12 protein-coding genes are annotated in these 11838 nt (G+C 39.9%); 8 read left to right on the top strand and 4 right to left on the bottom strand.

The window, feature by feature from the left end; all coding sequences use genetic code 11:
* The 7 genes from AC220I_RS11810 to AC220I_RS11780 all read left to right on the top strand — a co-directional run.
* On the top strand, nucleotides 1-1219 hold a 1219-nt coding region (locus AC220I_RS11810), incomplete at its 5' end, for a hypothetical protein (protein WP_486724037.1).
* A 214-nt stretch (nucleotides 1220-1433) separates the two neighbouring features.
* Nucleotides 1434-1925 (top strand): peptide-methionine (S)-S-oxide reductase, encoded by a 492-nt coding sequence (locus tag AC220I_RS11805; RefSeq protein WP_486724036.1) that lies wholly within the window; start codon nucleotides 1434-1436, stop codon nucleotides 1923-1925.
* 77 nt (nucleotides 1926-2002) lie between these two features.
* A complete protein-coding gene (locus AC220I_RS11800) occupies nucleotides 2003-2698 on the top strand; it encodes a FadR/GntR family transcriptional regulator (RefSeq protein ID WP_486724035.1) in 696 nt (231 codons plus the stop codon).
* A 449-nt stretch (nucleotides 2699-3147) separates the two neighbouring features.
* Nucleotides 3148-3936, top strand: coding sequence for an electron transfer flavoprotein subunit beta/FixA family protein (locus AC220I_RS11795; RefSeq protein ID WP_486724034.1), 789 nt, complete (start codon nucleotides 3148-3150; stop codon nucleotides 3934-3936).
* Between the two features lie 9 nt (nucleotides 3937-3945).
* Complete coding sequence (locus AC220I_RS11790) at nucleotides 3946-5130, top strand: electron transfer flavoprotein subunit alpha/FixB family protein (RefSeq protein WP_486724033.1); 1185 nt, start codon at nucleotides 3946-3948, stop codon at nucleotides 5128-5130.
* A 15-nt stretch (nucleotides 5131-5145) separates the two neighbouring features.
* Nucleotides 5146-6540, top strand: a complete 1395-nt coding sequence (locus tag AC220I_RS11785) for an FAD-binding oxidoreductase (protein ID WP_486724038.1) — start codon at nucleotides 5146-5148, stop codon at nucleotides 6538-6540.
* A 40-nt stretch (nucleotides 6541-6580) separates the two neighbouring features.
* Complete coding sequence (locus tag AC220I_RS11780; RefSeq protein ID WP_486724032.1) at nucleotides 6581-8227, top strand: L-lactate permease; 1647 nt, start codon at nucleotides 6581-6583, stop codon at nucleotides 8225-8227.
* Nucleotides 8228-8394: 167 nt separating this feature from the next.
* Here AC220I_RS11780 and AC220I_RS11775 read toward each other — a convergent pair whose 3' ends face one another.
* The 4 genes from AC220I_RS11775 to AC220I_RS11760 are packed head-to-tail and all read right to left on the bottom strand — an operon-like array spanning nucleotide 8395 to nucleotide 11422.
* Nucleotides 8395-9333 carry a thiamine pyrophosphate-dependent enzyme gene (locus AC220I_RS11775; RefSeq protein WP_486724031.1) on the bottom strand — a complete coding sequence of 313 codons (939 nt, stop codon included), beginning with the start codon at nucleotides 9331-9333 and terminating at the stop codon, nucleotides 8395-8397.
* Nucleotides 9334-9346: 13 nt separating this feature from the next.
* Nucleotides 9347-10528: a pyruvate ferredoxin oxidoreductase gene (gene porA / locus AC220I_RS11770; protein WP_486724030.1), complete on the bottom strand. Its 1182-nt coding sequence runs from the start codon at nucleotides 10526-10528 to the stop codon at nucleotides 9347-9349.
* 10 nt (nucleotides 10529-10538) lie between these two features.
* Complete coding sequence (locus AC220I_RS11765) at nucleotides 10539-10847, bottom strand: 4Fe-4S dicluster domain-containing protein (RefSeq protein ID WP_486724029.1); 309 nt, start codon at nucleotides 10845-10847, stop codon at nucleotides 10539-10541.
* On the bottom strand, nucleotides 10844-11422 hold the full coding sequence (locus AC220I_RS11760) for a 2-oxoacid:acceptor oxidoreductase subunit gamma family protein (protein ID WP_486724028.1): 579 nt from the start codon (nucleotides 11420-11422) through the stop codon (nucleotides 10844-10846). Before AC220I_RS11760 ends, AC220I_RS11765 begins: the two co-directional genes overlap by 4 nt.
* Before the next feature lie 216 nt (nucleotides 11423-11638).
* On the opposite strand from AC220I_RS11760, the gene AC220I_RS11755 reads away from it, so the two are divergent.
* Nucleotides 11639-11838: PAS domain-containing protein (locus tag AC220I_RS11755; RefSeq protein WP_486724027.1), on the top strand; the 200-nt coding region annotated here is incomplete at its 3' end.

Below are 11838 nucleotides of genomic sequence, written 5' to 3'. Positions count from 1 at the left end.
GTCAGATTTACTCGTTACAGACAACACTGTAGTGGGTGCGAATGCCTACAGTATTTTAGATGGTACTTTTTATACGATTGAAGCAAAAACAGTGATCTTAGCCACTGGAAGCCAAAACTATCGTGTGATGAACATGTGGGCAAATGGTAGAGGCGATGGTATCGCAGCAGCTTTTAGAGCAGGTGCTGAGATGAGAAACGCTGAGTTTGGGAACTTTGCGCAACTCTTTAAAGTGAAAAGCCATCATGAGCATGTGTTCAATGAAAACTGCCTTTACAATAATGAAGGTGAGAATATTACTAAAAACTTCAGAGTATTTCCAGAAGCGGACATCAATTCAGATGCTATCGCCGAATGGTATGAGCAAATGTCAGCAGGCAAGGGTCCAATTACGATGAAACCTGAGACGACACCTATGACAAAAGATGACGAAGTCTTATTTACAACATCAAACATATGGCACAGACCTTATGGCTTGAAGTTCTGGCAGACCATCTACTCTAAATGCCACAAGGTAGATGTAGACAATGAACTTGCACCTGGATTCTTAGGCGAACAAGCACCAGTTAAGGTAGATAGAGACATGCAGACTAATATTAAGAACTTATTTGCCATCGGTGATGTGAGCTATGGTGGTTCTGCAGCAGCAGGTGCAGTTCCAGCGCCTCCTGGCAGAAATAGGGGTTCAGGTATCTTAAATGGTGTTTTTGCAGGCATTATCGCAGGTGAAAAGGCAGCTAAGATTGCATTAGAGCCACAAACGGCAAAAATTTCAGAGGCACAAGTTGCCATCAATGAAGCAAGAGCCTTTGAACCGCTTAAAAAGGCTTCTGGTATTACGGCGAAAGAGATTATTAGTGAAGTTCAAAGCATCATTGCACCTGTTGAGAACAGCATTTATATGAGTGATCAACGCCTTGAGGTCGCTTTAAGAAAAATATTGAAAGTAAAAGAAAAAGTATCTGAAATGAAAGCAGATGATTATCATGGTTTACTTTCATGCCATGAAGCTGAGGCCATGGTCTTATCGGCAGAAATGTTCTTTAGGGCTTCTCGTATGAGAAAGGAGTCTAGAGGCTGGTTCAGAAGAGAGGATTACCCAACGACTGATAACCAGAACTGGTTAAAGTGGATTAATATTACCAACGAAGGCGGATTTATGGTACTGGATGTTGAACAAATTCCAATAGAAGAGTATCCGATTAAACCCCACCACTAGGCACATAAAGGTAATGACCACCCATGGTCCAGATGACGCAAAATGGTTATTTGATAAATAGAAACCTCTCATTGTTTATATTCACGTAACCATGAGAGGTTTTTTTATGGGGACAAGTGGTCAATCTTTTCATTTATCCTTTTCCAATGACTTAATTGTTGGTAAAATGAAGCTATAGAGGGTGGTTGCTTGGCCACCATAAGAAGGTGAAGAAATGGAAACGATCTATTTAGCAGGTGGATGTCTTTGGGGTGTCCAGGCGTTTGTCAAGACCCTTCCTGGGGTTATCTCTACAGAAGCGGGCAGAGCCAATGGTACAAGTAATACACTGGAAGGTGCATATGATGGTTATGCAGAGTGTGTCAAAACTGAGTTCGATCCTCAACGCGTGGCGGTTGAAGAACTCATGCAGTATTTTTTTGAAATTATTGATCCCTACTCTTTAAATCGACAAGGTGAAGATGTGGGTGAAAAATATAGGACTGGGGTATACAGTGAAAGTGAAATGCATCTTAAGGCGGCAAGAGCCTTTATAAAGGCCCGATCGGATGCGGAAAAGATTGTTGTTGAAGTCTTGCCGCTTACGAATTATCTTAAGAGTGCCATGGAGCATCAAGACCGATTGACGAGATGCCCTGACGACTACTGTCATCTCCCAAAAGAGATGCTGACAAAGTACAAAAAAACTGATAAATATACGTCGTAAATTGGATATCAAATCTTTAAATATTTTGTTATAATGATCTTGTATACAAGAAGTAGACAACAAAGGTGGTGCATGTTTTGTTTCAGCCGGTAAAGACGAAAAAAATATATGAAATGATTATAGAACAAATCCAAGAAATGATTTTATCTGGGGAACTCAAAACAGGTGACAAGCTACCTTCAGAGCGCGTTCTAGCAGAACAGTTTAGTGCATCACGTGCCTCTATTAGAGAAGCCATCAGAAGTCTTGAAATTTTGGGTGTTGTAGAGTGTCGTCAAGGTGGTGGAAACTATATAGGCGACTATAAGCCTACTAACTGGATAGAACCCATTTCCTTGATGTTTAAGCTTGGTGGTGGTAGTTTTGATGAGATTTTGGAAATCAGGACAGTCATAGAAGTAGAGGCGGCGAGACTTGCGGCAATTCGAATAACTGACGAACAAAAACAAGTATTCTCGGAACTTGTGGAAGCCTTTAAGATGACCACATCTGAGGAAGAGTTGTCTCAGCTTGATCAGAGATTTCATATTATCATAGCAGAAGCATCTCATAATGTTTTAATTGAAACTATGATGCGAGCAATCCAAGCAATCTTAAAGAATTTCATCGGTGAAGCAAGACATTCTGTAAACACATGGGCACAAGATTCAGGAATGCTTTTGCTCCAGCATATTAAAATTTCTGAGGCCATCATTGAAGGCAGAAGTGAAGATGCTGTTGAAAACATGAAAGAGCATTTTTCCATGGTTGTGAAGAGCCGTTCAAAGATATGATTTAAAATTTAAGCTTAAATATATTAATTAAAATAAGGTCTTAAACCATAAATTTAATACGATAAAATACAAACAACTCTTTTAGGGTTGTTTTTTTATGCCATAATTTCATGGTAAAACCATGGTGACCAATAATACTTAAAAATGTGCAATTGGAGCGCATGTTAACTGGGACTGTATTTGTTATAATGCTCTAATGCAGTCCCTAAAATGTTAAAAAATACTCAAAAAAATTCAAAAAATATAATTATAAATATTTTTTTTAATTTTTTTTCAGATAGAAAGCGATTTCTAAGTCTGTTAATTGTGTGAATATTTAAACAATAGTGGTGGGGCGGGACAAAAAGTGCTATTATTTATTTTAAGTGGTAAGACCAGTAGACCATAGGACCAAATTGGTGCGCTGCTGTGAAGATTTACCGGGGATTAGTATTCAAAGGAGGGACGTTATGGAGATATTAGTATGTATCAAGCAAGTTCCAGGAACTACTCAAGTGGAAATTGATGAAGTAACTGGTGTTTTAAAACGTGATGGTGTCGCATCAAAAATGAATCCGTATGATTTGTATGCACTTGAGAGTGCTATGGTTTTAAAAGAAAAATATGGGGCTAGCGTAAGTGTTATGACTATGGGACCACCTCAAGCGGAGCGTATTATAAAAGAAGCCTTTATGATGGGGGCAGATCATGGTGCTATATTGAGTGATCGCAAGTTTGCAGGTGCAGATGTTTGGGCCACAGCCTATACCTTAGCACAAGGCACTAAAAAATTTTGCAAACCGGATATTATCATATGTGGCAAGATGACAACAGATGGTGATACAGCTCAAGTTGGTCCTGAAATGGCTGAGTTTTTAAATATACCGCACATCGCCAATGTCTCAAAAATTTTTGAGGTTACTGATGTGGATATGACGGTGGAGATGGACATGCCACAAACTGTAGAAGTTGCTAAAGTTAAGTTTCCTTGTCTAATAACTGTTGAAAAAGGCATTTTCCAACCAAGATTGCCTTCCTATAAACTGAAAAAATCAACATCTAATTTCAAGGTACAATATTTTGCCTTTAATGATTTAGAGGATCAAGATGAGATGAAATATGGTTTAAATGGCTCGCCAACACAAGTAAAGCGCATTTTTCCGCCTTCGGGAAATGATGCGCATGAGATTTGGGAAGGCAGTAGCGAGATGTTAACCAATCAAATGTTTGAATCGTTAACGCGATTGAAGTTTATTTAGGAGGATAAAATGGCGAAAATTCTTATTCACAATAATAATGTGAAATCACCTGATGCGCTGGTAAAATTATGTCCATTTAATGCGATCGAGTACATTGATTCACAAATCAGCATAAACAGTGGCTGTAAGATGTGTAAAATTTGCGTGAAGCAAGCACCAGAAGTGTTTGAGTTTGTTGAAGATAAAGTTGTCGGGATTAATAAAGACGAGTGGAAGGGTGTGGCAGTGTATATTGACCATGTTGAAGGCAATATTCATCCTGTGTCTTTCGAGTTAATCGGTAAGGCCAAAACGCTAGCAGAAAAAATTAATCATCCGGTACATGCGATTTTTATGGGAAATCATATTGAGCATGCAGCTGAAGAAATTCTTAAATATGGTGTTGATGAAGTTTTCGTATATGAGGAGGCTAGTCTTGAAGAATTCAGAATTGAACCTTACTCTGCGTGTTTTGAAGACTATATCACTAATAACAAACCCAGCATCGTACTGGTAGGCGGCACGACAATTGGTAGATCCTTGGCACCTAGACTTGCCGCTAGATTTAGAACTGGGCTTACGGCAGATTGTACTGTCCTAGATGTTCAAGAAAATACAGATTTAGATCAAATTAGACCTGCTTTTGGTGGCAATATCATGGCTCATATCCATACACCAAACCATAGGCCTCAATTTGCAACGGTGAGATATAAAATTTTTGATGCGCCTGAAATGGTTGAAGTGCCTACAGGAAAGGTCACAAAATGCACAATTGATCAGAACTTACTAAAATCACAGATAGACGTACTTGAAGTCCACCCTAAAGAGAAGTCAGAAAGTATTGAAGAGGCTGAAGTGATTATCGTTGTGGGGTCGGCTTTTAAGAAAAAAGAAGATTTGGACATGGCCTATAGGCTTGCTGAGCTTTTAGATGCAAAGGTAGCCAGCACCAGACCATTGATTGAAAAGGGATGGATGGATGCCAAGCTTCAAATCGGTCTTAGTGGCCGTACGGTTAGACCTAAGCTCATTATCACCTGCGGTGTTTCAGGATCGGTCCAGTTTGTAGCCGGTATGAAGGGATCGGATCAAATCATGGCCATTAACATTGACAAGGAAGCATCCATTTTTAATACAGCGCATTATGCAATCGTTGGTGATATATACGAAGTGATTCCAAAGCTCATTGAACGTATTGAAAATGAAAGATCATAGGAGGTTGAAATGAAAGTGGAATATAAAAAAATAGATCAAGAGGATATTGAATTTTTTCAATCAGTTATTCCAGTGCCTCGCTTATATATAGGTGATGAAATTCATGAAGATTATTCAAAGGATGAGCTTGCAGGTGTTCACAAGTTCCCAGATGTGGTCGTAGAAGCGCTTAGTGCTGAGGAGATATCGGCACTTTTAAAGTACTGTAATGAGAAAAATATCCCTGTGACACCAAGGGGACAGGGTACTGGTCTTGTTGGTGCAAGTGTTGCAATCCATGGTGGCCTAATGATTTCAACAGTGAAGATGAATCATTTTCTTGAGCTTGATAAAGAGAACTTAACTTTGACAGTTGAACCGGGTGTGCTGTTAATGGAAATCTCTAAATATGTTGAAGAGGAAGACTTGTTTTATCCACCGGATCCAGGTGAAAAATCTGCGACAATTGGTGGCAATATATCTACCAATGCGGGTGGTATGAGAGCAGTAAAATACGGCGTTACAAGAGATTTTGTCAGAGGTCTTGAAGTGGTTCTTATGAACGGCGATATCATCAATGTTGGTGGTAAAGTTGTTAAAAACTCTTCTGGCTACAGCATTAAAGACCTACTCGTCGGTTCTGAAGGTACACTTGGTTTTATCACAAAAGCGATTTTAAGGCTCTTACCTCTGCCTAAAGTAGCGATTAGCTTATTGGTGCCATTTCCATCCCTCGAGCAAGCGGTTGAGACGGTGCCAATGATTATTAAATCTAAATTTATTCCAACAGCGATTGAGTACATGGAAAGACGCGTTATCCAAAATGCAGAGGATTTCTTAGGGAAAAAGTTCCCAGATGCATCATCAGATGCCTATCTCTTATTGACATTTGATGGCAACTCTCATGAAGAGGTTGAACGTATCTATGAAAAAGTAGCTGAGGTTTGTCTTGAAGCTGGTGCACTTGATGTCTTTATTTCGGATACTCAAGAGAGACAAGAATCAATTTGGTCAGCACGTGGCGCCTTCCTTGAGGCGATTAAGGCATCAACAACTGAAATGGATGAATGTGATGTAGTTGTACCTAGAAATCAAGTGGCAAACTTCGTCAAGTACACAAAAGAGGTTGAAGCTCTGGTAGATATAAGGATTGCAAGCTTTGGCCATGCAGGAGATGGTAACTTACACGTATACGTCTTGAAGGATCAATATTCTGATGAAGTCTATAAACAAAAGCTAGGGGAAGCCTTTGATTTATTGTACAAAAGAGCAGCAGAACTGGGCGGTCATGTATCGGGAGAACACGGTATAGGGTATGCTAAATTACCTTATTTAAAGACTCAACAAGGAGATGTTTATATGAGTCTACTAAAAAATATAAAATTTGCGTTTGATCCAAAGGGGTTACTAAATCCTGGTAAAGTTTGCTAAGGGTTTTGTGATAAAATAATATTGAACTGGAGGGGTTAAAATGTTAGCAATTCTTGCGTTCTTGCCAATTATTCTAGTAATTTTCTTAATGGTTGGATTAAATTGGGGCTCGAAGAAGGCGTTACCAGTTGGGTGGCTGGTTGCATCACTTGTTGCACTCACTGCATGGAAAATGGCACCAATGGATGTGGTCGGATATTCCTTTTTAGGGGTTCAAAAGGCCTTCGACGTCATCATCATTATTTTCGGCGCAATTTTAATTTTGAATACGCTGAAGCAATCTGGCGCCATGGCAACAATTAACAACGGTTTTAGCAATATTACAAAGGACAAAAGAATTCAAGTCGTCATTATTGGTTGGATGTTTGGTGCATTTATTGAGGGTGCAGCAGGGTTTGGTACACCAGCCGCATTATCAGCTCCCCTAATGATTGGGCTAGGGTTTCCACCACTTGCAGCTGCAATGGTGGCTTTAATTCTCAACAGTGTTCCGGTTTCGTTTGGTGCTGTTGGAACACCAGTCTTTGGTGCAATGAGTACATTAAGTACAGATTTAGCAGCAGTTGGTGTTGATCCTGAGGCCTTTAAACTTGCATTGACTGGGTCGACGGCATTAGTTCATTTAGTAGTAGGGACATTTATTCCTTTAATGGCAGTCATGTTGATGACGAAGGTATTTGGTAAAGAGAAATCCTTCAAGCCAGCGCTTCAAGCGGCACCATTTATCATCTTTTCAGGATTGTGCTTTACAGTGCCTTATTACTTGATAGCAAAGACACTAGGTCCTGAATTACCATCTTTAGTTGGTGGCTTAATTGGTTTGATTCTCATCGTTTTAGCGGCGAAAAAAGGTTTATTCATGCCTAAAACTGTATGGGATTTCCCAAATAAGGAGGAATGGGATTCAACTTGGCATTCGAATACGGACACTGGTAATACAGGTGAAGCTAAAATGTCTTTGTTAAAGGCATGGACGCCTTATATTCTAATTGCAATCATTTTGGTAATTACACGTATACCTTCACTGGGCTTAAAGGCTTTCCTAAGTGGGCAAGTCATTACCTTCCCTAAATTTTTCGGTATATCTCAATCTTATGGCTTAAAATGGGCTTATTTACCTGGAACAATTCCATTTATATTGGTTGCACTTATTACACACTGGATGCATGGTATGAGTGGGGAGCAAGTGAAAGCCGCATGGAAAAATTCATTTAAGCAAATTTCAGGTGCAGCGATTGCATTGTTTGCAGGTATTGCAATGGTTCAGTTAATGCTTAATTCAGGTGTTAATGGCAGTGGCCTTGCTTCCATGCTAACGGTTATGGCAAAAGGTCTTGCAGATATCTCTGGTGGAGGCTATGTCTTTATCGCACCCTTTATAGGGGTACTCGGGGCATTCATGTCAGGATCAAATACAGTTTCCAATATCTTGTTCTCATCCTTACAATATCAAACCGCAAATCTTCTCGGTATGCCAGCAGTCCTAATCGTGTCGCTTCAGGTTGTAGGTGGTGCAATTGGAAATATGGTATGTATCAATAATGTGGTTGCGGTTTGTGCAACAGCAGGTGTTATCGGTATGGAAGGGCAGCTTATTAAGCGGAATGCAGTGCCAATGCTAATTTATGGCCTCGCCGCGGGTTCCTTTGTCGCTATATTAATCGCACTTGGTGTTAATCCTATGTAAAAAAAGTTTGAATTGCCTTAAAGTTTGAGCGGATTAAATATGAATGGATAAAATATGAACGGATAAAAAGTTCGTTAAAGAGATCATTTAAAATGAGGAAATTAAAAATGAGAGGGATATCCCTCTCATTTTTATTGCATTAAGTTATTTTAGGAAACAAAAGATGGTTATTCAGTTTCACCACATTTTTGAAGTAGTGCTTGCCATTTGCGATCCACTTCCATTTGCATATCTTCAATCATATGCGCATTTTCTGGTTTAAAGAGATGCTTGAATCTGCCTTGTGGTCTTAAGAAGTCTTCAATTGGCAATTTGTTTTTTGGCTTGTAGGAAAGCTTCCATTCCCCATTGATGACTTCAAACAATGGCCAGTAGCAAGTTTCAACAGCAAGTCTGCAGATTTCCATGAGCTCAGACTCATCGTATCGCCAGCCTCTAGGGCACGGTGCTAGAACATTTAGGAATGCGGCACCCTCCGTATAGATTGCCTTCTCTGATTTCTCGTGGAGATCCTTGAAATTTTTAACGAAGGTCGTTTGAGCGACATAAGGGATGTTGTGTGCTGCCATGATATCTGCAAGGTCCTTGCGGTTCTGTGCCTTTCCAGGGATAAGAGTGCCCACTGGACTAGTCGTTGTATCTGCATATTTTGGTGTTGCAGAAGAACGCTGGATGCCCGTGTTCATATAAGCGCCGTTGTCATAACAAACATAAACCATATCATGACCTCTTTCCATTGCACCAGAGAGCGACTGGAATCCGATATCATAGGTTCCGCCGTCGCCACCAAATGCGATGAATTTATAGGTTTCATCAAGCTGGCCTCTCTTCTTTTTAGCATTATAAGCAGCTTCAACGCCACTTAAAGTCGCACCAGCATTTTCAAAGGCACTGTGGATAAACGAATCTTGCCATGCTGTGTAAGGATACATAAAAGTAGATACTTCAAGACAACCTGTTGCATTTGCAATAACGGCTTTATCTTCTGTTTTTAAGGCTCTTAAAACACCTCTTACTGCAACCGGTGCACCACAACCTGCACACATTCTATGACCGCCTGTCAACCTCTCCGGTTTGCCTATCTCATTTTTAAAGTTATATGCCATTAATCCTGACCTCCTATTCTCTTACGCCAAGGTATCTGTAAGTGTCTCCGGAAACGCCTGTTTTTGCCATGATTTCCAAGTCAGCATAGATACTTGCTATATCATTTGTTTTAACATCTCTGCCGCCAAGACCATAAATATAATTAACCGCTAAGGGTTTTTCTAAAGTATCATAGAGTGCGGATCTCACTTCGGCAAAAAGTGGCCCGCCTGTAGCTGAAAAGCCTTCTGATTTATCCATAATTGCAATAGCCTTACAATGTTTAAGTGCAGCAGCGATCTCTTCTCTTGGAAAGGGTCTGAAAAGTCTAATTTTCAAAAGGCCTACTTTTTTACCTTCAGCTCTTAGCTTGTCGATTGCATCCTTTGCAGTCCCTGCAGTTGAATTGATGATGACAATGGCAGTTTCTGCATCTTCAAGTGCATAAGTCTCAAAAAGACCATATCTTCTACCACTAATTTTTTCAAATTCCAAAGCAACTTCTATGGCAACAGCCTTGGCTTTTTTCATGGCCTCAGCTTGTTGACGTTTGTGTTCGATATAATAGCTAGCGGTGTCATAAGGGCCGATAGCAATTGGTGATTGGGGGTTTAACAAGTATTCTTCTGGCTTATAGTCCCCTACAAAGGCTTTTACCTGAGCTTCTTGAATGAGCTCGATATTCTCTACAGCATGGCTTGTGATGAAACCATCTTGACAGACCATAGCCGGTAGCTGAACATCCTTGTGTTCTGCAATCCTAACAGCTTGTATAAAGTTATCATATGCCTCTTGATTGTTTTCGCTATAGATTTGAATCCAGCCACAATCTCTTGATCCCATGGAATCACTGTGATCGTTGTTAATATTGATTGGGCCTGTCAAGGCTCTGTTGATACAAGCCATTGTAATCGGGAGTCTTGAAGATGCCGCAACATAGAGCATTTCATGCATAAGTGCGAGTCCGCATGAAGAAGTAGCTGTGAAAGTACGTGCACCTGCACCTTCTGAACCAATACAGGCTGACATTGCACTGTGCTCTGATTCTACAGGAATAAAAACAGTGTCAACTTCAGCATTTGCTACGTATTGAGAAAAATACTGTGGAATTTCGGTTGAAGGTGTTATTGGGAATGCCGGCATTACATCTGGATTGATTTGCTTCATAGCAATGGCCACTGCTTCATTTCCAGATAATCTATCTCTAATCGTCATGGTTTTCCTCCTATTTATTTTCTTTTACAAATTCTATAGCACCAAATGGACAGACTTTAAAGCAGATACCACAACCCTTGCAGTGGTCAAAATCAAAGTCTTGACGTTTAGCGTCTGTCACTGGAATAGAAGAATCGGGACAAACGGGAACGCAAAGCAAACATTGCTTACAGTTTTCACTTTTAAAAACAGGTATCATGGTACGCCAATCACCTGTCTTAAAGTGATGTGCTGAGCCGCCGCCGTATACAGTACCGCCTGGTGTAATCTCTTTCCATGAAATTTCAGGTGTAATCATATTGCCATTTTTCGTTTTCATATTTCTTTAACCTCCTGCATTGCCATATTAAGTGCCGCCATGTTGCCCTTAATGACTTGTGGCTTTGTTGCAAATTTATGTGCAAATGAAGCCTCCATATCTTTGAGAAATTGATCTTGATCCATAATGCCGCTTACTTTAACGACAGCACCAAGCATAGGGGTATTTGGGAAATTTTTACCCAAGGTCTTTTCAGAGATAAGAGCAGCATCAATGGTACAGATTCGTCCTTTATAACCATTTAGATAGTGTCGAACCTCATCAGGGGTTTTAGAAGTGTTGATGATAATACTGCCATCGCTCTTTAAACCAGCGGTTACATCAATAGATGTAAGGAGTGTTTCATCCACAACAACGACGAAATCTGGTTCGTAGATATTTGAATGAACTCTAATTGGGGTATCGCTAATACGATTATAAGCAGTAATTGGTGCGCCCATCCTTTCAGGACCGTATTCTGGAAAACCCTGTACAAACTGTCCTGTATTAAATGCTGCATCTGCAAGTAGCAGGGCAGCGGTCTTAGCACCTTGCCCACCTCGCCCGTGCCATCTGATTTCTGTTAATCTTGACATAATTCTGCCTCCTTAATTCTGGATTCCTTTTATAGGTTAAAATTTAAGTCCAATAAAAGTTAAGTGTGTTATGGTATACAATAGTGCAACTCTCATGCCAAAATTCAAAATCCCTATTTTTCAGATTAAACACCTGACACCTGATAAAAAATTGTTGCAATACGCGTTAGACTAATGTTAGACTAACGTTATAAAAAATGGTTTGGAGGAAGAGATATGCAGTTAACACGTTCGGATTTATTTGAAGAGGGACTAATATTCGAAGTCATGGATAAAGCTAATGATGGCATCAATATTGTTGATGAGTTTGGCCATATTATTTATGTCAATAAAGTTTCTGCTGATTATGCCAACGCCACAAAAGACCAAATGGCAGGCAAGCATATCTCTGAGTTTTATAAAGAAGCGGTTCTGCT

The organism is Fusibacter sp. (assembly GCF_057447755.1).
The sequence above is the reverse complement of the archived record's forward strand: the minus strand, read 5'-3'. Positions and strand labels throughout refer to the sequence as shown.